Origin of the sequence: Pseudomonas sp. XWY-1 (genome assembly GCF_002953115.1) — a bacterium.
In the GTDB taxonomy this organism is placed as follows: domain Bacteria; phylum Pseudomonadota; class Gammaproteobacteria; order Pseudomonadales; family Pseudomonadaceae; genus Aquipseudomonas; species Aquipseudomonas alloputida.
On record NZ_CP026332.1, the window covers coordinates 80,022 to 103,322 of the forward strand.

The 23,301-nt window shown below is 61.8% G+C and carries 22 protein-coding genes; 13 read left to right on the forward strand and 9 right to left on the reverse strand.

Going from position 1 to position 23,301, the window contains the following annotated elements; translation table 11 throughout:
- Positions 1–251: 251 nt before the first annotated feature.
- Positions 252–884: a ribosome biogenesis GTP-binding protein YihA/YsxC gene (gene yihA / locus PRJ_RS00410; protein WP_010951522.1), complete on the reverse strand. Its 633-nt coding sequence runs from the start codon at positions 882–884 to the stop codon at positions 252–254.
- Positions 885–1,085: 201 nt separating this feature from the next.
- On the opposite strand from yihA, the gene PRJ_RS00415 reads away from it, so the two are divergent.
- From PRJ_RS00415 to PRJ_RS00445, 7 genes are all read left to right on the forward strand, one after another.
- Positions 1,086–1,388: a cytochrome c5 family protein gene (locus tag PRJ_RS00415; protein ID WP_003252992.1), complete on the forward strand. Its 303-nt coding sequence runs from the start codon at positions 1,086–1,088 to the stop codon at positions 1,386–1,388.
- A gap of 31 nt (positions 1,389–1,419) precedes the next feature.
- Positions 1,420–2,037, forward strand: coding sequence for a cytochrome c (locus PRJ_RS00420; RefSeq protein ID WP_003252989.1), 618 nt, complete (start codon positions 1,420–1,422; stop codon positions 2,035–2,037).
- A gap of 151 nt (positions 2,038–2,188) precedes the next feature.
- The gene (dsbA, locus tag PRJ_RS00425) at positions 2,189–2,821 is read left to right on the forward strand and encodes a thiol:disulfide interchange protein DsbA (protein WP_010951523.1); all 633 of its coding nucleotides are present in this window, start codon (positions 2,189–2,191) and stop codon (positions 2,819–2,821) included.
- Positions 2,822–2,833: 12 nt separating this feature from the next.
- On the forward strand, positions 2,834–3,688 hold the full coding sequence (locus tag PRJ_RS00430; protein WP_003252985.1) for an endonuclease/exonuclease/phosphatase family protein: 855 nt from the start codon (positions 2,834–2,836) through the stop codon (positions 3,686–3,688).
- Positions 3,689–3,715: 27 nt separating this feature from the next.
- Positions 3,716–5,653, forward strand: coding sequence for a GGDEF domain-containing protein (locus PRJ_RS00435; RefSeq protein WP_104960549.1), 1,938 nt, complete (start codon positions 3,716–3,718; stop codon positions 5,651–5,653).
- A gap of 73 nt (positions 5,654–5,726) precedes the next feature.
- Positions 5,727–6,515 carry an N-acetylmuramoyl-L-alanine amidase gene (locus tag PRJ_RS00440; RefSeq protein WP_104960550.1) on the forward strand — a complete coding sequence of 263 codons (789 nt, stop codon included), beginning with the start codon at positions 5,727–5,729 and terminating at the stop codon, positions 6,513–6,515.
- A 205-nt stretch (positions 6,516–6,720) separates the two neighbouring features.
- The gene (locus PRJ_RS00445) at positions 6,721–8,319 is read left to right on the forward strand and encodes an EAL domain-containing protein (protein WP_019437393.1); all 1,599 of its coding nucleotides are present in this window, start codon (positions 6,721–6,723) and stop codon (positions 8,317–8,319) included.
- 14 nt (positions 8,320–8,333) lie between these two features.
- Here PRJ_RS00445 and PRJ_RS00450 read toward each other — a convergent pair whose 3' ends face one another.
- Positions 8,334–10,115 carry a KinB sensor domain-containing domain gene (locus tag PRJ_RS00450; RefSeq protein ID WP_104960551.1) on the reverse strand — a complete coding sequence of 594 codons (1,782 nt, stop codon included), beginning with the start codon at positions 10,113–10,115 and terminating at the stop codon, positions 8,334–8,336.
- On the reverse strand, positions 10,112–11,458 hold the full coding sequence (gene algB, locus PRJ_RS00455; protein ID WP_014589262.1) for a sigma-54-dependent response regulator transcription factor AlgB: 1,347 nt from the start codon (positions 11,456–11,458) through the stop codon (positions 10,112–10,114). The genes PRJ_RS00450 and algB overlap by 4 nt, the downstream gene beginning before the upstream one ends.
- Positions 11,459–11,668: 210 nt before the next feature.
- Here algB and PRJ_RS00460 point away from each other — a divergent pair, with 210 nt between their 5' ends.
- The 6 genes from PRJ_RS00460 (at position 11,669) to PRJ_RS00485 (ending at position 17,146) form a co-directional block, all read left to right on the forward strand.
- Positions 11,669–12,490, forward strand: coding sequence for a BON domain-containing protein (locus PRJ_RS00460; RefSeq protein ID WP_104960552.1), 822 nt, complete (start codon positions 11,669–11,671; stop codon positions 12,488–12,490).
- 174 nt (positions 12,491–12,664) lie between these two features.
- Positions 12,665–12,955, forward strand: coding sequence for a hypothetical protein (locus tag PRJ_RS00465; RefSeq protein WP_003252968.1), 291 nt, complete (start codon positions 12,665–12,667; stop codon positions 12,953–12,955).
- Between the two features lie 43 nt (positions 12,956–12,998).
- On the forward strand, positions 12,999–13,160 hold the full coding sequence (locus PRJ_RS00470; protein WP_003252966.1) for a DUF1328 domain-containing protein: 162 nt from the start codon (positions 12,999–13,001) through the stop codon (positions 13,158–13,160).
- Between the two features lie 2 nt (positions 13,161–13,162).
- Complete coding sequence (locus tag PRJ_RS00475) at positions 13,163–13,633, forward strand: inhibitor of vertebrate lysozyme family protein (RefSeq protein WP_014861521.1); 471 nt, start codon at positions 13,163–13,165, stop codon at positions 13,631–13,633.
- A gap of 744 nt (positions 13,634–14,377) precedes the next feature.
- Positions 14,378–15,706: a glutamate/aspartate:proton symporter GltP gene (gltP, locus tag PRJ_RS00480; protein WP_010951531.1), complete on the forward strand. Its 1,329-nt coding sequence runs from the start codon at positions 14,378–14,380 to the stop codon at positions 15,704–15,706.
- A gap of 210 nt (positions 15,707–15,916) precedes the next feature.
- The gene (locus PRJ_RS00485; protein WP_104960553.1) at positions 15,917–17,146 is read left to right on the forward strand and encodes a nucleoside recognition domain-containing protein; all 1,230 of its coding nucleotides are present in this window, start codon (positions 15,917–15,919) and stop codon (positions 17,144–17,146) included.
- Here PRJ_RS00485 and PRJ_RS00490 read toward each other — a convergent pair.
- From PRJ_RS00490 to PRJ_RS00515, 6 genes are all read right to left on the reverse strand, one after another.
- The gene (locus PRJ_RS00490; RefSeq protein ID WP_014589268.1) at positions 17,128–17,763 is read right to left on the reverse strand and encodes an ABC-type transport auxiliary lipoprotein family protein; all 636 of its coding nucleotides are present in this window, start codon (positions 17,761–17,763) and stop codon (positions 17,128–17,130) included. The genes PRJ_RS00485 and PRJ_RS00490 overlap by 19 nt on opposite strands.
- Entirely contained in the window at positions 17,760–18,698 is a 939-nt protein-coding gene (locus PRJ_RS00495; protein WP_010951534.1) for an MlaD family protein, read from the reverse strand. The genes PRJ_RS00490 and PRJ_RS00495 overlap by 4 nt, the downstream gene beginning before the upstream one ends.
- Before the next feature lie 3 nt (positions 18,699–18,701).
- Positions 18,702–19,493: an ABC transporter ATP-binding protein gene (locus PRJ_RS00500; RefSeq protein WP_104960554.1), complete on the reverse strand. Its 792-nt coding sequence runs from the start codon at positions 19,491–19,493 to the stop codon at positions 18,702–18,704.
- Positions 19,490–20,623: an ABC transporter permease gene (locus PRJ_RS00505; RefSeq protein ID WP_104960555.1), complete on the reverse strand. Its 1,134-nt coding sequence runs from the start codon at positions 20,621–20,623 to the stop codon at positions 19,490–19,492. Before PRJ_RS00505 ends, PRJ_RS00500 begins: the two co-directional genes overlap by 4 nt.
- A 131-nt stretch (positions 20,624–20,754) precedes the next feature.
- The gene (locus PRJ_RS00510) at positions 20,755–21,780 is read right to left on the reverse strand and encodes a DUF5924 family protein (RefSeq protein WP_104960556.1); all 1,026 of its coding nucleotides are present in this window, start codon (positions 21,778–21,780) and stop codon (positions 20,755–20,757) included.
- Positions 21,781–21,873: 93 nt separating this feature from the next.
- Positions 21,874–23,280 (reverse strand): pitrilysin family protein, encoded by a 1,407-nt coding sequence (locus PRJ_RS00515; RefSeq protein ID WP_104960557.1) that lies wholly within the window; start codon positions 23,278–23,280, stop codon positions 21,874–21,876.
- Between the last annotated feature and the right edge of the window lie 21 nt (positions 23,281–23,301).

Here is a 23,301-nt window from a genome sequence, read left to right on the forward strand (position 1 = left end):
ATTTGCCGGATGGCTTGTACTGAGCCCCCGTAGGAGCGGGTTTACCCGCGAATGCGATGTCGAATTCACCGCTGCATTCGCGGGTAAACCCGCTCCTACAAGGACCTGCGCCCAATCACCAAAGCGTGTCCAACCTCGATCAGGTGTAGGAGCGGGTTTACCCGCGAATACGGTAGTGGCGGCAACGGTGAACGGCGGGTGGAGAGCAGGCCCGGCCCTTTCGCGGGTAAACCCGGGTCAGGCGCAAACCACTAAACGACCGGCTTGTCTTCCAGTTCCATCCAGTCCGCCAGCACACGGTAGGCGTCTTCCACGCCCAGGCGCTTGGGTGCCGAGAACAGCTGGATGGTCACGCCATCCCCCCAGCCCTTGCGGATTTCCGACTGCACTTTCAGCAATGTGTTCTTGCCCGCGCCGTGGGTCAGCTTGTCGGCCTTGGTCAGCAGGATGTGCATCGGCATGCTGCTGGCCTTGGCCCAGTCGAGCATCATCTTGTCGAAGTCGGTCATCGGGTGACGCACGTCCATCATCAGGATCACGCCACGCAGGCACTCACGGCTGCCCAGGTAGGCTTCCAGGTGTTTCTGCCAGTGCTGCTTGAGCGGAATCGGGACTTTTGCATAACCATAGCCCGGCAGGTCGACCAAACGCCGTTCATCGTCCAGACTGAAGAAATTCAACAGCTGGGTGCGCCCGGGAGTCTTCGAGGTACGCGCCAGGCTGGCATGGGTCAGGGTATTGAGGGCGCTGGATTTGCCGGCGTTGGAACGGCCGGCAAAAGCCACCTCGTAACCCTGGTCGTCCGGGCATTGTTCGACCTTGGCTGCGCTGAGGGCGAATTTGGCTTTCTGGCAGAGGCCGAGGATGGGGTTCTTGACTTGCATGGGATATCCGATGTGGGTGTTGCCTGACTTTGTAGAGCCAAGCCTGGCAAGCGGTGTCGTTTCCGTTTGGATGGCGGAAGTATATAATGCCCCAGTTTTTGTGTGCTCATTCTCCCAGCGAAGGAGAACGGGCATGGGGTGTCGAACAATAGCTCGCGCAACAGAACGCAGCGCGGCCCCCAACCCTGAAGGTCGTTCCGCATGGCGAAATGGCTGCTTGCTGTCGGTATGTTCCTGCCGTTTTTCAGCGCACAGGCTACACAGGATCCCGAGGTGTTGTACAACCGCACGTGTGCGGCCTGTCACACCGGGCAGTTGCCACAGGCACCCAGACGGGGTGACCGGGCAGCATGGGAGCCAAGGCTGGCGCAAGGCATGGATGTACTGGTGAAGCACGTGACCCAGGGTTTCAAGGCTATGCCGCCGCGTGGATTGTGCATGGACTGCAGTGCCGAGGACTACCGTTTGGTCATCCTTTGGATGAGCGGCAGTCCCGATACATAACATTTCACCCTTAGCCGTGTTGGATTAGCTGATGAACAAACTAGTCGTGAGTCTGCTGTTGACCTTGGGTGTCGCTGGTGCGGCCACTGCTGCGCAACCTATCAAAGGCGATGCCGCCGCTGGCCAGGCCAAGACCGCCGTGTGTGGCGCCTGCCACAACCCCGACGGCAACAGCCTGGCACCGAACTTCCCGAAACTGGCCGGCCAAGGCCAGCGCTATCTCGAAAAACAACTTCACGATATCAAGTCGGGCAAGCGTACCGTGCTGGAAATGACCGGCATGCTGGCCGCATTCAGCGACCAGGATCTGGCCGATATCGCCGCCTACTTCTCCAGCCAGAAAGGCAGCGTGGGTGCCGCCGATCCCAAGCTGGTCGAGCGCGGCCGCGCGTTGTTCAATGGCGGCGACCTGGAAAAGGGCATGCCGGCCTGCACTGGCTGCCACTCGCCCAACGGCGCGGGCATCGCCCTGGCCGGCTTCCCGCACCTGGGCGGGCAGCACTCGCAGTACGTGGCCAAGCAGCTCACTGACTTCCGCGAAGGCAACCGCACCAACGATGGCGATGCCATGACCATGCGCACCATCGCTGGCAAGCTGAGCAACCATGACATCGAAGCGTTGGCCAGCTACATCCAGGGCCTGCATTAACTTTCGGTTAATGTTGTAGGTCAATGATGAAAGGGTGGCCGGGCTGCCCTTTTTTCCGTCCGCAGCCGTTACACTACAGAACTCGAGCCCTTCCCGGCCTGTCTCAGTGCAGGTCGCGTCGTGGCGACCCATGACTGCTCAGGAGTAAAGCATGCGTAAACTGATTCTCAGCGCTGCGCTGGTCGCCGCCAGCGTATTCGGTATGACTGCCGTTCAGGCCGCTGAGCCTGTCGCCGGCAAGGAATACATCGAGCTGAGCAACCCTGTTCCGGTTTCCGTGCCTGGCAAGATCGAAGTCGTCGAGCTGTTCTGGTACGGCTGCCCACACTGCTACCACTTCGAGCCGACCATCAACCCTTGGGCTGAAAAGCTGCCGAAGGACGTCAACTTCAAGCGCGTACCGGCCATGTTCGGTGGCCCGTGGGATGCACACGGCCAGATGTTCCTGACCCTCGAAGCCATGGGCGTCGAGCACAAGGTTCATGCTGCGGTGTTCGATGCCATCCAGAACCAGCACAAGCGCCTGACCGACAAGAACGAGATGGCCGACTTCCTCGCCACTCAAGGTGTGGACAAGGACAAGTTCCTCGCCACCTTCGACTCGTTCGCCATCAAGGGCCAGGTCAAACAGGCCAAGGAATTGGCGAAGAAGTATGAGATCACCGGCGTACCGAGCCTGGTCGTCAACGGCAAGTACCGCTTCGACCTGGGGACTGCCGGCGGACCGGAAGGCGTGCTGAATGTCGCCGACCAGCTGATCGACAAGGAGCGCGCTGCCAAGTAGGCGGCGTCACCCATGCCCCGCTTCAGAGCTACGCGTGGCATTGGCCTGCACGAGCCGCAGGTCAACGAGCATCACCTGCAGGCCCCGGGCCTGCCCGAGGATGGCCGTCTGCGGCTGCTCAGTTTCAACATCCAGGTGGGCATCAGCACCGAGCGCTACCGCCATTACCTGACGCGTAGCTGGCAGCACCTGCTGCCGCATAACGGGCGTGCCGGTAACCTGCAGAAGATCGGCAGGCTGCTGGGCGACTTCGACCTGGTGGCCCTGCAGGAAGCCGATGGTGGCAGCCTGCGCTCGGGCTACGTCAACCAGGTCGAACACCTGGCCCACTTGGGGGCCTTCCCCTACTGGTACCAGCAGCTCAACCGCAACCTCGGGCGTTTTGCCCAGCACAGCAACGGTGTGCTCAGCCGCCTGAAGCCGCAACTGCTCGAAGACCATCCGTTGCCTGGCCCGGCCGGGCGTGGCGCGATTCTGGTGCGGTTTGGCGAAGGCGAAGATGCGCTGATAGTGGTGATGATGCACCTGGCATTGGGGGCCAAGACCCGCGCCCTGCAGCTGGGTTATATCCGCGAGCTGATAGGCGGTTACCGTCACCAGGTGCTGATGGGTGACATGAACACCCATGCCACTGACCTGCTGGAGCATTCGCCGCTGCGCGATTTGGGCCTGGTCGCCCCACAAGTCGAGGCCACCTTCCCCAGCTGGCGACCGCAGCGTTGCCTCGATCATATTCTGCTCAGTTCAAGCCTCACGCTGGAGCGTGTCGAGGTGCTGGCGCAGCCAATTTCGGACCACCTTCCCGTTGCTGTCGAGATTCGATTGCCTGATGCATTGACTGTGGATACGCTGCCGGTTTTGAGCTAATTGCCATCACCGTTTGCGGACCCGGGCATGACTGAAGACGCTGAGCGCTGGAAAGAAAAATACCTTAAAAGCATCGAGCAGCAAGAAAAGCTCGAGCGCCGTTGGGATGCCCGTCTTGACCTGCTGCGCCGAGGCCTGGTGCGCAGCACCCTGGCTGCTGAAGGCAGTGACAAGGTGGTAGACGAGTGCATGAAGGAAATGCGCGATGTCATTCGCAGCGACAATATGGACGCCGGCCTCGCTGGCTTGATTCCGCGCCTTGAGAAAGCGGTACTGGATTCCGAACAGCGTCGCGAAACCCGCATGAACCAGGTCAGCGATGCGCTGACCGCACTGGTTGGCCAACTGCAAGGCCTGCCCCTGCCCAGCGATATCTCGCGGCCATTGAAAAAACTGGCGAAGAAGCTCGAGGGCGGGGTTGCCCAGTCACGCGAGCTGCCGCCGCTGTTGGGCGAGTTGAGCGGCTTGCAGGGGCGCGCGCTGTCGGCCCTTGGCAAGCCGAGTGAAGAAGCCCGACCCGGTTTTCTGCAGCGGTTGTTTGGAAGCCGTGAGGAAGATGCACAGGCAGGAGCAGAGCTTGCGCCGGTAGCGTTGCCTGCAGCCGCGGTTGTGCCCCAGGCAGCCGGCAGTGCCGAGCCATTGCGGCACGATGACGTCGATGCGCTACAACCGTTGCCGGCCCCTGCTGCTCCGACTGCCGAGGTGGCCGAAGCGCCCGAGCTTGAGCTGGAGGCATTTGGCCCGGCGCTGATCGAAACGGCCGAAATGCCGCCAGCCCCGTTGCCAAGGGACAAGGCGCCATTGCCGGAAGCTGAAGTTTCCGCCAGCGAGCCGTTGGCTGAGGCAGAACCCTTACAACCCCTTGAAGAAACCTTTGGTGAAGACGGCCCCTATGCCCTGCCCTACGCAGTGGAGCCGCCTTACAGCCAGGTTGCCGCGCACATCGAGCAGACCCTGATCGGTCTGCTCGATGACCTCAGCCTGCCCGAGCGACACAAGGCTCAGGCGCTGGAAATGCGCGAGCGGGTTGCTCGCGGCTTGAACTGGTATGAACTGATCCCGGTGTTGGATGACTTGGCAGTACTCATGCTGGCGATCACCGACAGCGGCCAGCACGAATTCGAAACCTACCTGCAGCAGCTCAATGAACGCCTGGAAGGTTTCCAGAGCCACCTGCACGAGGCCAGCGCCGGCCACGCGGACAACAGCACCGCTGCCCGCGAGCTGGATAGCCAACTGCGTGAGCACGTCGACGGCCTGCAGAGCAGCGTGCAAGGTGCCGCCGATGTAGACAGCCTCAAGCACATTCTGGAAAACCGCCTGGAAGGCTTGCTGGTGACGATGGACGAACACAAGCACGAGCGTGATCGCCGCGAGCAGGAACTGGCCGGTCGCCTGCAAGGCTTGTCGGAGCGGGTGGCGAGCATGGAGCATGAGGCGCTTGGCTATCGCGAGCACCTGGAAGAACAGCGCCAGAAAGCCCTGCTGGACCCGCTCACCGGCCTGCCCAACCGTGCGGCCTGGAGCGAGCGAGTCGAACGCGAAATGCTTGACTGGCAGGAAAACGGCGGCCATCTGGCGATGGCGATTCTTGACCTGGACCATTTCAAACGCATCAACGACAACTATGGTCATCTGGCTGGGGACAAGGTCCTCAAGATCGTGGCCGACCAGTTGCGCAAGCGTCTGCGGGGCCGGGATTTCATCGCCCGTTTTGGCGGCGAGGAATTCGTCTTGCTGCTGCCGCAGACTACGCCCGCAGTCGCTGCGCAAGTGGCCGAGGTGTTGCGTGCCACAGTCGAAGCCTGCCCATTCCACTTCAAGGGAGAACGGGTGGTGATCACCACCTCCATCGGCCTGGGTGCATTCCGTTCTGGCGAACGCAGCGACCAGGTGCTCAAACGGGCCGATGCAGCGCTGTACCGGGCAAAGGAGCTGGGGCGTAATCGCGTCGAGCATGGCTAGCCAGCCGCTGTCCGGCAGGCACAGCGCAGGTGAGCACGTTATACTGTAGCGCTCATACGCTGAGGCCACTGACGTGCTTTCCACGCTTAAAAAAACCCTGATTTCCTTTTTGCTGTTGTCTGTCGCCGGTTGCTCGACGGGCCTGCGTATCGACCGCAGTCACCCTTCGGCCAATCAGGACAACCGCATCCAGTTCGTTGTCCTGCATTACACCAATGCTTCGCTGGAGCGCTCCCTGGCGCTGCTTACCCATGGTGAAGTCAGCAGCCATTACCTGATCGGCGATGGCCCGGCTACTGTGTATCAGCTGGTGGATGAAAACCGTCGCGCCTGGCATGCCGGTGAGAGCCAGTGGCAGGGGCGCACCTGGCTGAACTCCTCGTCCATTGGTATCGAGATCGTCAACCCGGGCTTCACCGACACCCCGAACGGCCGGGTCTGGCACCCTTACAGCGAGGCGCAGGTCCAGGCGCTGATCGCGCTGCTCAAGGACATTGTCAAACGCAACAACATCGAACCACGCCATATCATCGGCCACAGTGACATCGCCCCGCTGCGCAAGCTGGACCCGGGGCCATTGTTCCCGTGGAAGCGCCTGGCCGACGCCGGGCTGGGTATCTGGCCGGATGCCAACGCCGTGGCACGGCAGCAAGCCTACTTCAGCGTCAACCCGCCAAGCGTTGGCTGGTACCAGCAGGAGCTGGCACGGTTTGGCTATCAGATCGAGCAGACCGGCGTGCTGGATGTCGCCACACGTCATGTGATCGCCGCCTTCCAGATGCGCTTCCGCCCGCAGCGCTTCGACGGCATGCCTGATGCGCAGACAGCAGCGATGCTGCAGGTACTAAACCGCATGCGTTGAGTCACGGCGGGCGGGGTCCTTGTTGCAAAGCCTTGCGCTGCGAAGAGGCGAGTTGGATCGATGCAGTTGTATAGACTTTGACGGTCTCATCGCAGCCACAAGGCTGCTTCTACAAAGAGCGTGGCTGGATTGCAGCGAAGCGCCAAACGGTGAGGGTGATTATTGATTCCGTTGCTATACCTTGGTTATCAACTGGATGCCTTCGATGTCAGCCTTCATCGCCTTGCTGCGCCAAATTTTTTACCGTCCCTGGATGCTGGCCACTTTGGCAGCGCTGGCCAGCGCCGCGGTGTTGCTCTCTGCCAGCATCGGCATTGCCCTGCAACAAATGAAACAAAGCGAAAGCGAACAGATGAATGCCCAGGGCGAGCGTTTTCTGGAACGGCTCGAACAGGTGTTCGGCCAATTGCGCGAAGGGGTCGACCTGCTGCAGGCCCAACCCTTGCGCGGCTGCAGCCCGGCAATGCTGGCAGCCTTGCAGCAGGTTGGCCTGAACTCGCGTTTCATCTATGAAGCGGCTTATGTAGATGGCAATGTTGCCTGCTCCAACCGCGGTGATGAGCGAGCGTTCGTTCCCTTGCGGGCGCCAGATATCCAGGGGCCGACGTACAGCTACTGGCTTAACACCACCACCGAGCCGAACGAGAACCTGGCAGCACTGATGCTGGGTCGGGGCAAGTTTCTGGTTTCCACCTCCCGTGGGCATTTGACCGATGTGGTGGACCTGCCCCCAGGTGGCAGCCTGGTGGTGGTGCTGGACAACGGCGCCCGGGCCATTCCGGTGCTCGGCCCGCCACAGGTATGGCCACCACCCTCGGCCTGGTCGACCAGCCACAAGTCGCTGCTGGAACTCAGTGATCGGCTGATCTACCGAATGCCGACCAAGTCGCCGGATTACCAGTTGGTGCTGATTGCCCCGAGGGCCAGTCTGCCGTTGAAGATGAACGGCATGCTCTGGTTGCTGTTCCCCGGTAGCGTGCTGGCGGCCTGCTGCATCGGTTGGTTGGTACTGCAGTTGATTCTGCAACGACGGTCGATGAGTTCAGAGTTGCAGAATGCCTTGCGCCGTGGAGAGCTGCAGGTGCTCTACCAGCCAATCATCGAGCTCGACAGCCGGCGCTGTGTGGGCGCCGAGGCCTTGGTGCGCTGGCGCCGCCCGGACGGCACCCTGACCAGCCCGGACCTTTTCATTCCGCTGGCGGAGAATACCGGGCAGATTCGTCAGATCACCGACTTTGTCCTGCAGCGTGTGCTTGAACAGCTCGGACAGCTACTGCGCTCGCACCCCAAGCTATACATATCGATAAACCTGGCGGCCTGCGATGTGATGGTGCCACGTATTGGCCGCGTGGCGGCGCGCTTGTTGGCCTTGCATCGAGTGGCGCCCAGCCAGATTGCCTTCGAGGTGACCGAGCGCGGCCTGATCGACGTGGTGGTCGCCCGTGACAATCTGCAGGCGCTACGTGCCGTGGGGCACCAGGTGCTGATCGACGACTTTGGTACCGGTTATTGCAGCCTGGCCTACCTGCAAACCCTGCCAGTGGACTGCCTGAAGATCGACAAGGCATTCATCGACGCTCTGGGCCACGATGCCGCCAGTAGCGGTGTGGCCCCGCATATCATCCGCATGGCCCATGACTTGCACCTGCGGGTAATTGCCGAAGGAATCGAGTTCGAGGACCAGGCGGTGCTGCTGAACAGCGAGGGGGTCAATTATGGCCAGGGCTGGTTGTTTGCCCGGCCGTTGAACGCCCGGCAGTTTGCCGAGTTGGTGACTCGTGGGCACCTGCCGCGGCGGGTGTAGGCGCGTCGAAGCGATCAGACCGGCAACGCCATGTAGAACTGGGTCCCCTGCCCCGGCCGCGAAAACACGCCCATGCGCCCGCCGTGCAGCTGCACAATTTCCTTGCACAGTGCGAGCCCCAGCCCAGCGCCGCCTTTCTTGCGACCTACCTGCACGAAAGGCTCGAAGATGCGCGCTTGTTGCCCATAGGAAATGCCCTCTCCGTTGTCCTCGACGCTGATGATCACCCGTTCTGCATGTCGTCGGGCATGCAGGCGGATGCGCCCGCCGTTGGCGGTATGGCGGATGGCGTTGTGCAGCAGGTTGTCCAGCACTCGGTCCAACTGGGCGACGTCGGCCTGGATGCGCGGTAGCGGCGGGTCCAGTTCCTTGATCAACTCGATCTGCTTGTGCGCGGCCTGTTCGGCAAAGCGCGATTGCGCGTGGTCCAGCAGGTCGTCGATGGCACAGGGGGCCAGCTCGAGCTTTTGCAAACCGCTCTGATAACGGGAGAAGTTGAGCAGGTCGTTGATCAGTTGGGTAAGACGCTGCATTTCTTCGCCGATAGTTTCCAGCAGGTCGTTCTCGCGGGCTTCGGGCGGGTACTTGACCCGCTCGCGCAGCAGGCCGAAGGCCATGTGCATGCCGGTCACCGGGGTACGCAGTTCGTGGGAGGCACGCAGCACGAATTCGCTGCGCACCCGCTCGAAGGCCCTTTGCTCGGTCACATCGTGCAGCACCATCACCGCGCCGAGGATTGGTCCCTGCGGGTGGCTGACCGGGGTCAGGCTGTAGGTGAGCAGACGTGATTCTTCATCGACCTCCATGTTCAGGTCGTCCGGTGGCCGGTCGAGGCTGCCCCCGCGCAGAACCTGGCGCAGTTGTTGCTCAAGCTCGGGGCGCTGCAGGGCTTCGACCAGGCTGCTGCCCAAGCGGCTGTCGTTCCAGCCCAGCTGGCGCTGCGCCACCGGGTTGAGGTGCTCGAGGCGGCCCTGACGGTCGATGATCAGCAGGCCGTCGTCGATGCTGTCGAGTACCGCCTGTAAACGCTGCTGGCCGGCCAGCAGCTCGTCGACGTTGGTGGCCTGGTGCTTGCGCAAGGCATCGGCCATCAGACCAAAACGGCGGGTCAGCTGGTTGAGCTCGGCGGCCTGGGTGACCGGCAAGGTCACATCGAAATTGCCCTTGCCCAACTGGTCGGCCGCCTTGGCCAAGGCTTCGATCGGCTGGCCGAAACGCCGGGCGATGTTGTGCGCGGTGATAAAGCCCAGTACCAACACCACCAACCCCATCAGGCCGAGTACACCACTGACCAGCAAGGCGCGGTCACGGGTGCGTTCCTCGCTACGGGTAATCAGGTCCAATGCCTGCTTGTGGGAATCGATGAGGTCGGTGCGCACCTGATTGAACGCGGCCCCAAGCGGCTGATCGACACCCATGCTGCGAGCGGGTGTGGCGCTGTCGCGATAGGTCTGGAGGAAGGCCTGGTAATTGCTGCTCGCCTTGCTGAAACCGGTGCGCTCACCGCCTTGTTCCAGCCCTTGGTTGAGCAGGTCCTGGAAGTTGTCCTGCAGCAGCCGCAGGCTTTCTGGGGCGGTGTCTTCATCGAGAATCAGCATCAGCTGTTCGCCCAGGTTCTGGCGCAACTTCAGCCCCACTTCCAGGGCATGGGTGGTATCGCGCACCAGTCGCTGTTGCACTGTAGCCATCTGCAGCATGCTGACCAGACCCAGCAGCAGCCCCAGCAACGCCACGGTGACGAGCGTCGAGATGCTGAGGAAAAGCCGCGTACGCAGCTTCATGGGCGGCCATTTCATAGGTTGTACTGCTTGCGCTTGCGGTACAGGGTAGAAGCATCGATGCCCAAGGTCTTGGCGGCTTGGTCGAGGGTATCGCTGGCGGCCAGTACGGCACCGATATGGGCACGCTCCAGCTCATCCAGGCTAAGCGCGGCACCTACGCGCGGGGCATTGCCGGCGGGTTGTTCACCCATGCCCAGGTGGCTGATTTCCACGCGTTCCTGCGGGCAGATGATGCTGGCCCGTTCCACTACGTTGCGCAGTTCGCGAATGTTGCCAGGCCAGCGGTAGTTGAGCAGGGCAGTGCGCGCCTCGTCACTGAAACCGCGGGCGGGCCGGGAGTATTCCTTGACGAAACGGGCGAGGAAGCGGTCGGCCAGGATGAGGATGTCTTCACTGCGCTCGCGCAGCGGGGGCAGGTGCAGGGTAATCACGTTCAAGCGATACAGCAGGTCTTCGCGAAAGCGGCTTTCGCGCACCATCTCTTCAAGGTTGAGGTTGGTGGCAGCCAGGATACGTACATCGGCACGCCGGGTAACCGGGTCGCCGACGCGTTCGTATTCCTTGTCCTGGATGAAACGCAACAGTTTGGGCTGCAAGGTCAGCGGGAAATCGCCGATCTCGTCGAGGAATAGCGTGCCCCCGTCAGCCTGGCTGACCCGCCCGAGGGTGCTTTCGCTGGCGCCGGTGAAGGCGCCGCGGGTATGGCCGAATAGCTCGCTTTCCATCAGCTCGGCGTTAAGCGACGGGCAGTTGATGGTCACGCAGGCTTTGCGTGCACGCTTGCTCCAACCATGGATGGCCCGTGCCAGCTCGCCCTTGCCGGTACCCGATTCGCCAAGGATGAGGATGTTGGCGTCAGTGATGGCGACTTGGCGGGCGGTTTCAAGCACCGCCATCATGGCCGGGCTATGGGAGTCGAGGCCGTCCTTGGGTTTGCGTATTTCACCTTCCAGCGCTTCCAGGCGTGCAGAAAGCTGGCGCACCTCCAGTTGCTTGGCAGTGGCCAGGCGCAACTGGTCGGGGCTGCATGGCTTGACCAAGTAGTCGGCAGCGCCGGCCTGGATTGCGTCTACTGCGGTGTCGATCGCCGAGTGTGCGGTGACGATCACCACCCGCATCCACGGGGCCTGGATACGCATCTGTGCCAGCACGTCGAGGCCGTTGTCTTCACCCAGGCGCAAATCGAGGAAGCATAGGTCGAACACCTGGCGTTGCAGTAGGGTTTCTGCCTGGGCGGCGCTGTTCGCCGTGGCCACGCTGTAGCCCTCGTCTTCCAGGCAGTAGCGGAACGTGCGCAGGATCGCGGACTCGTCATCCACCAGCAGAATTCGGCCTTGGTTGTCCTGGGCTGATTCCATTTCCTGTGCTCCTTAGGGAAAGATCTTTATTTAGTGTGGGAAAAATCGGGCAAGTTGCATGGTCAATTCTGAAGGATTCTGTCCTTTGCATGCTAGCCAGTGGCCAAACGATGTCTACAAGCCGTGATTCTTCAATGATTTGCTTAGAGGCACGCGCTGGCACATTGGTTGCGATGATTTTCAGATTTTGCCCACGAAGGAGGCGCTGTCATGCCCTTTTCCCTGCGTACAGCCGTTTTGGCCGCCACCCTGCTGCCAATCTTTACCCCGGCATTCGCCGACCCTGTGCAGGACGCGCGCCTGGAAGGCGCCCTGCAAACCGCCTTGTCACTGAACCGCATGCTTGATTCATTTCGCATCAAGGTGGAAGTGGACGGCAAGCAGGCGCGGCTTTCCGGTGAGGTGGAGAACGAGGTCGAGCGGCAGCTGGCCGAGGACGTGGCCCGTGCTACCCGGGGCATCGAACAGGTAGAGAACCTGCTGCAACTCAATGCCCAACTGGTGGAGCGCCCGCAGGAACTGCGTGCCTACGCCCAGCGCCAGGAGGACGTGACCCTGGCGGCGGTGATCCGTGCTCGGCTGTTGTGGAGCCGTACCACCGAAAAGGCACCTATAGAAGTACAGAGCAGCGAGGGTGTGGTGACGTTGCGTGGCAAGGTCGACAGTGCCGAAGCCAAGGAGCTGGCGGGCGTGGTAGCGCGTACCACCGACGGCGTGTACCTGGTCAACAACCTGGTCAGCCTCGATACCGCCGCCATGGCCAAGGCGCGGGAAACACCGGCGGGCGCGCCAATCGGGCCGCAACCAAGCGACAGCTGGATCGTCGACAAGATCCAGAGCAGCTATCGCTTCAGCCGCAACCTCGATGGCCTGAACCTGAAGGTGGCCAGCGAAGCAGGCATGGTGCGGCTCTCGGGCGAGGTGGTCAGCGCGGAGCAGAAAACCATCGCCGTGGAGATCGCCCGGCAGATCATCGGCGTACGGGGCGTGGATGCTGACCTGCTGAAAGTCGCGACCAAGGTGGAAGGCTGATCGTGCAATTCGCACGACCACACAGGCGTCATCGTGCAGGATACGTCCTCACGGTGTCTTTTAATAATCACTAACTAGTTGATTTGTAAGGGTTTTATTTAAATCAAAAGGCTGGCATGCAGGCTGCAATTACCTGTTCAGGTTTGAACAAAAAATACAGCAGGAGGAGCCAGCATGAACCGCCAATCCGTCAACCGCTCGCAGAGCGCTGCACTGCCTTTGCGCCAGATGCTGACACTCGGCATGGCGATGCTGCTGACCTTGGCCGCTGGCCTCTTCTATTACAGCTTGCAGACGGCGCGTCTGGCTGAGCAGGTGGCGGCTCAGACTGCCCTGTTGACGCAAATTCAGGCAACTCGTGCCAACACCTTGGTCAAGGCCGCTGACTGGCAGCCCGCTGGCCAGGCCATTGCCTCACCGGCCACTGTGGAAAAAGTTGTTCCCCAGGAACGCTGGGTTTTTTGACCAGGCGGCCGGATCGATTCCGCAAAAAGAAAGGAGAACTACCATGCTGAGTTGGGCTATCACTTTCCTCATCATCGCCATTGTCGCCGCTGTACTGGGCTTCGGTGGTATCGCGGGCGCTGCTACAGGTATCGCCAAGATCCTGTTCATTGTCTTCCTGGTGTTGTTTGTAGCCTCCTTCTTCTTTGGACGCGGACGAGGTTGAAGATGAGCAGGAAGCTTCGTTCAGCCGTGGTCGCCGCCCTGTTGCTGGGCGGCAGCGCGGCGGCCATGGCGGCCAATGACGGCCAGGTTCGGGTCGACCAACTGCTCGGCTCCGACCCGGAGTACCGGGAAACCTGGCAGGACACCCTCGAAGGCGAGGAACGCCTGCCCGATTGGGTGGTCAATCTGACCGGCAGTGCCCAGCAGCAGATGTCTGCCGTTACTGAGGACGGCGACAAGTACCTGGTCGGGCCGCTGTGCGAAAAACAGGACAATTGCACCTACAAGCGGCTGATCGTGGCGTTCAGCTGGGACAAGGATGATGCCTACGGGATGCTCGTCGAGGTGCCCGAAGGTTTGCCGAGCGACAAGTCGCCCACCCGTCATGCGCAGTACCGCTGGCTGGGCGAACCTGACGACGGCATGAAGGCAATGCTGCAGGAGCAGCTCAAGCGTGACCCGAACTGGTACTGAGCATTGTTGCCGGTACGGATAAAAGGTCACTCACTGTCACGTAATAGAAGCTGAAGCTTTCTATAGTTCAGCCTTCTATGATGCGCCGCCCCGAGGAGGGGTAGCACATGACCAAGGGGTCGGGCTGCTCTGATTGTTACAGGACCGGAGTGGCCTAGGGGTACAGGGAGTGCCTCCAGTAATGGGCCGGGTCAGGAAAGGCGGAATCGGAAGTCTCAGGTCGGCGGTGTCACAGGGATACCTTGCCAGACCTGACTTCCGAGGAGCCATGTAGGAAACGTCGCCTCTCTTGCGCGTTTTTTCCCCTGGGACACATTTTGTCTCGACCGTACATCAATTTTTTTTCGACCTTCCTGGCGCTGCTACAAGTGGCATTTCCGCCATTCGGATTGTCGAACAGGCCATCTTTCGTGTCCTATCTGTCCCGCCAAATCTGCCGAAATATGGCGGTTTGGTCTTGTTCGGGATTCCGAATGTTATAAATCAAGCACTTGCGAAGCTGCCGGCTAGGTCGAAAGCAGTATGCATAAACGGCATGGGCTATGCGTTTCAGGCATTAGCTTTCGCCCCTTGCCGTCGCAATAGTTGCCGCCTTTTTCGCTGGCCAGAGCGCCCTGTCGCTCGCCTGCGGTGTCCTTACATGACGTCGCCTGACGGAAGTCCTTACTGCTCGTGACCTTGCCTATGGCTCTGTTACGCGTGTTTCCGCCAGGTGCCATGACCACTAAAACAAAGGGTAAAGACATGAAGAAGGCAAAACTGAGCCTCGCCTGGCAGATCGTTATCGGTCTGGTCCTGGGTGTTGCAATCGGCGCGCTACTGAATCATTTCAGTGCAGAAAAGGCATGGTGGATCAGCAACGTCCTTCAGCCCGCTGGTGACATCTTCATCCGCCTGATCAAGATGATCGTCGTCCCGATCGTGATTTCGTCGCTGATCGTGGGCATCGCCGGTGTTGGCGACGCGAAGAAGCTGGGCAGCATCGGCCTGAAGACCATCATCTACTTCGAAGTGGTGACCACGATCGCCATCGTCGTAGGCCTGGTGCTGGCCAACCTGTTCCATCCGGGTGCCGGCATCGACATGAGCACCCTGGGCACTGTGGATATCTCCAAGTACCAGGCGACAGCGGCCGAAGTGCAACATGAGCACGCGTTCATCGAAACCCTGCTCAACCTGATTCCGTCGAACATCTTCGCAGCTCTGATGCGTGGCGAAATGCTGCCGATCATCTTCTTCTCGGTGATGTTCGGCCTGGGTCTGTCGAGCCTGCAGGCAGAGCTGCGTGACCCGCTGGTGCGTACCTTCCAGGCTGTTTCGGAGACCATGTTCAAGGTCACCCACATGATCATGAACTACGCCCCGATCGGCGTGTTCGCCCTGATTGCGGTGACCGTGGCCAACTTCGGTTTCAGCTCGCTGCTGCCGCTGGCCAAGCTGGTTGTGCTGGTGTACTTCGCCATCGCCTTCTTCGCCTTCATGGTACTGGGCCTGGTTGCCCGCCTGTTCGGCTTCTCGGTGATCAAGATCATGCGCATCATGAAAGATGAGCTGATCCTGGCCTACTCCACCTCCAGTTCGGAAACCGTGCTGCCGCGGGTGATCGAGAAGATGGAGAAGTACGGCGCGCCGAAGTCGATCTGCTCGTTCGTGGTACCGACCGGCTATTCGTTCAACCTCGACGGTTCGACCCTGTACCAGAGCATCGCGGCGATCTTCATTGCCCAGTTGTACGGTATCGACCTGTCGTGGAGCCAGCAGCTGCTGCTGGTGCTGACCCTGATGGTCACTTCCAAAGGTATCGCGGGTGTGCCGGGCGTATCGTTCGTGGTACTGCTGGCCACCTTGGGCAGCGTGGGCATTCCGCTGGAAGGCCTGGCCTTCATCGCGGGCGTGGACCGCATCATGGACATGGCCCGTACTGCACTGAACGTTGTGGGCAACGCCTTGGCTGCATTGGTCATTGCTCGCTGGGAAGGCATGTACGACGCGGTCAAGGGCGAGCAGTACTACGCCTCGCTGATGGCCGAGAAGCAGGGAGCTGTAGTGGTTGGCGAAACCGCCAAGCGCTGAGCCTGATGGCTGTTTGACCAAGAGCCCCGACTTGTCGGGGCTTTTTGCTATCTGCGAGAACCTGGGCCTCTAGTGGCAGCGACAGTCTTGCTCGAACGCTGAGGGGGCGCGCAGTCTTAAGGGTTATACAGTCCCTGTGTCAGGCCCGCGGTCTCCAGTCACCAGCTGCGATACGCTATTATTCGGGCACTTTTCAGGGGGAACATACGGATGCTCAACGGCCTTTGGCTCGGCTTTTTCCTGGTGGCGGCGTTGTCCGCCATAGCCCAATGGCTGGTGGGTGGCAACGCAGGCATCTTCGCGGCAATGGTCGAAAGCATCTTCGCCATGGCCAAGCTGTCGGTCGAGGTGATGGTGCTGCTGTTCGGCACACTGACCCTGTGGCTGGGCTTTCTCAAAATCGCCGAAAAGGCCGGCATCGTCGAATGGTTGGCCAAGGTGCTGGGCCCGTTGTTCGCCCGCCTGATGCCGGAGGTGCCGCCCGGCCACCCAGCCCTGGGCCTGATCACCATGAACTTCGCTGCCAACGGCCTGGGACTGGACAACGCTGCTACGCCGATTGGCCTGAAGGCCATGCGCGCGCTGCAGGAGCTGAACCCCGGCAGCACCACCGCGAGCAACGCGCAGATCCTGTTTCTGGTGCTCAACGCCTCGTCGCTGACCCTGCTACCGGTAACTGTCTTCATGTACCGGGCCCAGCAAGGCGCGCCAGACCCGACCATGGTGTTTCTGCCAATCCTGCTAGCGACCAGCGTCTCGACCCTGGTTGGTCTGCTGTCGGTGGCAGTGATGCAGCGTTTGCGTCTGTGGGACCCGGTGGTGCTTGCCTACTTCATCCCCGGCGCTTTGCTGCTGGGAGGCTTCATGGCTTTTCTTGGCACCCTGTCGGCCGCCGCGCTGGCCAGCCTGTCGTCGCTCCTGGGCAACCTCACGCTGTTTGGCGTGATCATGCTGTTCCTGGTGGTGGGCGCCCTGAAGCGGGTGAAGGTGTATGAAGCCTTTGTCGAAGGCGCCACGGAAGGCTTCGATGTGGCCAAGAGCCTGCTGCCCTACCTGGTGGCGATGCTGGTGGCGGTGGGTGTGCTGCGCGCCTCTGGTGCCCTGGAGCTGGCCCTGGACGGTATCCGCCATGCGGTTAGCTGGATGGGACTGGACACGCGCTTCGTCGAGGGCCTGCCCACCGCGCTGGTCAAGCCGTTCTCTGGCAGCGCAGCGCGGGCAATGCTGATCGAGACCATGCAGACCCAAGGCGTGGACAGTTTCGCTGCCTTGGTGGCAGCGACGATTCAGGGCAGCACCGAAACCACCTTCTACGTACTGGCCGTGTACTTTGGTGCCGTGGGCATCCAGCGCGTGCGCCATGCGGTCGGTTGCGCACTGCTGGCCGAGTTTTCAGGGGTGGTCGCGGCGATCTTCGTCTGCTACTGGTTCTTTGCCTGAAGCTTCAGTTGTGCCTGGTTGGCCTGGGTGATGGTCCAGTTCACGACTTGCCCCACCAGCTGGTCGCTGGCCTGGCCGAAGCCGGCGACCACTGCTGATACCTGTTTGTCGTCCAGCGGTTGGCGGATTTCGAAGCGCTTGCTGGCCAGGATGCGTTGGTTGCGGCCCTGGACCAAGCGAGCGTCATAGCGGATCACCACCTCCACTGCCCCATCCGTGCGGTATTCACTCTGAAATGCCTGCAGCTCGCCGGCCAGCTCGTAGTCTGCCTGCAGGTTACTGTCGTCAGCGCTCAGGCGCTGTACCTGGCCCTCACGCTGGAACCCGTCGAGCAAGCGGTTACGCAGCAGCACCGGGGCCGCATCGCTCCAGCGCGCGCCCTTGTAGCTGCTCACCACATTGCCCTGGGGAACCACGGCAATCCTTGGCCCGGCCAACACTTCACTGGCCAGCGGCTTGTTCAGGCGCAATGACCAGTCCAGCGGCGGCGCTGTGCGGCTGGGCTGGTTCACCGGCAGGCGATAAAGATCCACAGGTTCGCTCTGCGGCAGGATCGAGCAGGCACTGGCCAGGCTCAGCGAGGCCGCCAGGGTCAGCAGGCGCAGCGACGGATTCATGGCTGGAACTCCTTGTTGTTGTCGCGGCCAAGCAGGTAGCCGCTTGGGTCGGCCTCCAGTTGCCGGGAAATGCCTTTGAGTGCGTTCAGGGTTTCGCGCAGTTCACGAATGGCCGGGGCAAGCTGGTTCAGGCTCTGGGCGCCGTCACCGATAGCCTCGCTGTTGTTCTGGAGCAGGTTATTGATGGTTGCCGTGCTTTGGGCCAGTGACTGCATGGCCTGTTCGGCGCTGCCGATCGCCTGCTTGCCTTCGCTATCCAGCAGGCCGTTGGCATTGCGCATCAATGCCTGGGTTTCGGCCAGGGTGGCGCTGGCCTGCTTGCCCACCTGCACCAGCTGTGCGATGGCCTCGGCGATGCTGCCGTGCTGGCCGGCAAAGGCGCCGGTGGTCTTGTCGAGGTTGGCCAGCGTGTTGCTGAGGTGGCCTATGTTGTCCTCGGAGAACATCTGGTTGGCGTTATGGAGCAGCATGTTGATGTTGGTCACCAGGTCGCTGCTGTCGTTGAGCAGACGCGAGATTGGCGATGGCGAAGCGATGATCACCGGCAGCTTGCCATCCTTGCCTTTAAGCTCGGGGCTTTGCGGGGTGCCGCCGCTGAGCTGGATGAACGAGTTGCCGGTGACGCCGGCCAGGGTCAGCTTGGCCTGCGTGTCTTCCTTCACGGGGGTATCGGCGCTCAGGCGCACGCGTGCCAGTACCCGGCGCGGGTCTTTCGGGTCCAGACGCAGGGTGGACACGTCGCCCACCTTGATGCCGTTGTACTGGACCGTGCTGCCGGGAGAAAGGCCGGACACGGCTTCGTTGAACACCACTTCGTAATCCTTGAAGGCGTCGTCGACACTGGACTTGGCCAGCCACAGGCCGAACAGCATGGCCCCTGTCACCACCAGAACGGTGACCAGGCCGATGAGGACGTGATGGGCTCGGGTTTCCATTGCTCAGCGCTCCTGCCCGGTACGGGTGGCAGCCTGTTCGGCTGCGCGCCCGCGTGGGCCGTGAAAGTATTCTTGGATCCAGGTGTCGTTGGTCTTCTCGACCTCGGCCAGCGGGCCGGCCACCAGGACCTTCTTTTGCGACAGCACCGCGATGCGGTCGGTGATGGTGTACAGGGTGTCGAGGTCGTGGGTGATCAGGAACACCGACAGGCCCAGCGCATCGCGCAGGGTAAGGATCAACTGGTCAAATGCCGCGGCACCGATCGGGTCCAGGCCTGCCGTGGGTTCGTCGAGGAACAGGATGTCCGGGTCCAGGGCCAAGGCGCGGGCCAGCGCTGCGCGCTTGATCATGCCCCCCGACAACGAGGCCGGGTACTTGTCGGCAGCCGAGATCGGCAACCCGGCAAGGGCCAGTTTCACCCCGGCCAGGTGCTCGGCATCGCTACGAGACAGCCCAGCGTGCTCGATCAGCGGCAAGGCCACGTTTTCGGTCACCGTCAGCGAAGAGAACAGCGCCCCCTTCTGGAACAGCACGCCAAAGCGCCGTTCGATCAGTGAACGCTGTTCTTCGCGCAGGCCGGTCAGGTCCTGGCCGAGCACCTTGATCTGCCCTTCATTGGGCCGGCGCAGCCCAATGATGCTGCGCAGAAGCACCGATTTGCCGCTGCCTGAACCGCCTACCACGGCGAGGATTTCGCCGCGGTACAGGTCAAGGTCAAGGTTTTCATGCACCACCTGGCGGCCGAAGCGGTTGCAGATGCCGCGGGCTTCGATTACGCAATTCTGGCCACTCACCAGCCCATCTCCATGAAGAACAGCGCTGCCACCGCATCCAGCACGATGACCACAAAAATCGACTGCACCACTGCCGAGGTGGTGTGTGCCCCCACCGACTCGGCGCTGCCGCTGACCTTGAAGCCTTCCAGGCAGCCGATGGCAGCGATCAGGAAGGCGAAGAACGGTGCCTTGGCCAGGCCTACCAGGAAGTGCTGCACGCCAATGTCGCTTTGCAGCAGCGACAGGAACATGGCCGGTGAAATATCCAGTGTCAGGGCGCATACCACCGCCCCGCCAACGATGCCGCAGATCATGGCGACAAAGGTGAGCAACGGCAGCGAAATCAGCAGGGCCAGTACCCGCGGCACCACCAGCAGCTCCATGGGGTTGAGGCCCAGCGTGCGGATGGCGTCAATTTCTTCGTTGGCCTTCATCGAGCCGATCTGCGCGGTGAACGCGCTGGCAGTGCGGCCGGCCATGAGAATGGCTGTCAGCAGCACGGCGAACTCGCGCAGGAACGAGAACGCAACCAGGTCGACGGTGAAAATGGTCGCGCCGAAGTCGGCCAGCACCGTGGCACCGAGAAAAGCGACTACGGCGCCTACCAGAAAGGTCAGCAACGCAACGATGGGCGCGGCGTCCAGCCCGGTCTGCTCAATATGTGCCACCACAGGAGTGAAGCGCCAGCGATGTGGCTGGAAGGCGCGGCGCAGCAAGGTTTCCAGAATCACACCGACGAAACCAAGCAGTTGCATGCTGTCCTGCCACAGCGTGCCGACGGCGCGGCCGATACGCTCCAGCAGCAGCAACAGCACATTGCGCTCGGGCTCCTTGACCGGGATGCAGTAATCCTGGACCGAACAGTAGACGTTTTTCAGCAGCGCCTGGCTGGCTTCAGGCAGCGCGTGGGTGCAGCGCGACAGGCGCTCGGAGCCTAGCAGTTCGGCCAGCAGCGAAGCGCCGGCAGTGTCCAGGCGCCCCAGCTGGCTGAGGTCGGCGACGGTGTCGGCAGGGCACTGCGAGCGCAGGCGCTCGCTCTCGCGCTTGAGGTTGGCGTAGTGTGCCAGGGTCCAGTCACCGGTAATACGCAGGCAGGCCGGTTGGCTGCTGGTGTCCAGGGTGGCGCTGGGGTTGGTCATAGGCTCCATGCAATTGACTCGGCGCTAAGGCTTAGGGGCTGATCATAGCGCAGGGGGCATGGGCTGTTTGGTGATTATGTGCTGTGTGTACGCTTGGCAACAGTGACCTGGAGCCGCCTTGTGCTGCGCAAGGCAGGGGGTCAACTACCCGCGGGTGCATCATTGACCACCTTGAAGCGCAGCACGCCGATCACTTGCCCATCCTCGGTCAGCACCCTCACCTGCCACTTGCCTACCGGGTTGGGCGGGAAGTTCTGCTTGTGGGTCCAGGCACGATAGCCTTCCTTGCGCCCGCCGTGGATGTCCAGGGCAATGCGGTCGACCTCTTGGCCGTCCTTCTGCCACACGTGGTAGATCCGCTCGTTCAGGCCGCGTGGCGCGTTGATGGCGGTGTAGGCATACAGGCCACTGCTGCGGATGCGGCTGGCGGCAATTTCGTCCAGCGAGTCGCCCGGTTGGCGGTTCATTACTTCGGTACTCACCGCCACCTCGGTCATCCACAGGGTTGCCGGCGGTACCCAGGAGCGCAGCAGCCAGCCGCCGGCACCGACCGACAGGGTAACCAGCACCAGTGCCACGGCGCGGCGCCAGTTGTTGATCGGGAAGCTGCTGGCCAGGCTGGGGAACGACAAGGCCATGGCTGCGATCAGGGCCAGCTTGAAGCTTTGTGCGGTGGTCAGGTGCAGGATGATCGGTAGCGCGGTCAGCAGAGCGGCGAACAACGTCAGGGTATGCAGCGCCAGGAACAGCCAGCGCCGTGGTGCCAGCCACTTGTAGTACAGCGGGTCGGTGATCGAAACCAGGCCGGCGGCGCCGAGCAAGCCGGTGAAGACCAGCTGACCGCTGTTCCAGGTGGTGGTGATGAAAAAGAACGGCAGCACGAAGAACAGCGTTTCCTGGTGGATCATCTGCGTTGCGTAGCGCAGCAGCGGCTGAGGAATCTCGCGGTTGAAAGTGCGCGCGAACAGCCCGGTGAGGGTGTTCTCCAGCATCAGCCAGACCCAGCTGACCAGCATGAGCACGGCGACCCAGCTGGCCAGGCCAGCCTGGCGGTCGACCAGGATGAAGCTGCCGATACCGGAGAGGAAACCGCCGAGCGCAATGATGCCGGGGTAGCGCTTGAGGAGTTCGATGATGCGCTGGACGATATGGGGGATTTGGGGCATTGGGGGCTACGACAGAAAAGTGAGGTGGCTGTGCCAGCCTCTTCGCGGGCAAGCCCGCGAAAGGGTCGGTACTGGCAAAAGGATACCGCCGATTTACCGCTGCCGTGTAGCACCACTGGGCCGTTCAGGTCCATGCCGCCGCCAGCGCAACAGCCCCGCCGCCAGGCCCAGCCCCACAAGCAAGGCCATCAGCCCGTAAAGCTCGTCATAGCCTAGCAACGGCTTTTCGATGCGCACATAGCCATCTTCCTTGAGCAGATCCTTCAGTGCCTCGTTGGCCTGTTCCAGGCTGACCTGGCGCAGCTTGCGCATCGGGTTGGCAAAGCGCCCGTCGGTATAGTCGTTCAGCGCCCCCCAGTAGTAGTCGGCCAAGGCGCTGTTGCCTTGGGTGCTCCAGCTTTCCTTGGCGATGCTGGCTTCCTTGATGCGGGCGAAGGTGTCCGGGTCCAGGCCTTCCTTGCGCAGGTGGTCGAACAGGGCCTGCATCACCTTGACAGCCTTGTCGATGTCATCGCGCTCAAGGTCCGCATTGAGGCTGAGCAAGCCGGTGTCGCCAAAGCTCTCACGCTGCACGGAGGGGCCGTAGGACAGCTCGTTGCGCAGGCGCAGCTGGTCGTACAGCGCCCAGTCCAGGTAGCGCGACAGCAGGTCGAGGGTGGCTTGGTGGTCGTTGTCCAGCACCGGCTCGATGAACAGCCAGTGCAATTTGACGCCATCACCCAGCCAGCCGCGGGTCAGGTTGCGACGCTGCTCGGCCTGTCGGGTGATGCTTTCAAGGTTGCGGCGCTCTTCGGGTTCAGTGGCGGGCAGTTCGCCAAACGACCGCTCCAGATAGACCGGAAGCAGGCGGTCGAGGCCACCGACCATGATCAGGGTCATGTTGTTGGCGGCGTACCAGCGGTCACGCAACGCCTGAACTTGCGCCAAGGTCATGTCGTCGAGGTTGGAGCGCTCCGGGCATTTCAGCCCCAGCTCGGTGGCCAGTTGGTCGCTGGCGGGGTGGCCGATATCCTGGCGGTCGAGCCAGCGCTGCAGATGGCCATAGTGGCCGCCGTCCTCGCGCTCTATGATGCGCTTGGCGGTGGCCAGGGCCTTGGCGTCGATGGTGGTATCGCGGATGACTGCCAACAGCAGGTCGAGGACCTTGCGCTGGTTGCGTGCCGGGGCCTCGATGACAAAGGTGGTGTCGGCACTGCTGGTATAGGCGTTCCACTCGCCGCCGAGCGCTTGCAGGCGCTCTTCCAGCCCGCCTTCGCCTGTTTCGTCGATGCCACTGAACAGCAGGTGCTCAAGCAGGTGTGGCAGCTCTTTCTGCTCGCAGTCGAAATCATCCAGGCCCACGCCGACCACCAGACGAATCGCCACATGGTCACGTTCGTAGCCGTCTTTCAGGATGACCTGCAGACCATTGGGCAACAGGTAGCCTTCAACCCGCGAGCGGTCGAGGGCGAACGAGGGCAGGCTGCAGATCAGCAGGCAAACGAACATCAGGCAACGCATGGGCGAGCGAGGGTCCTCAGC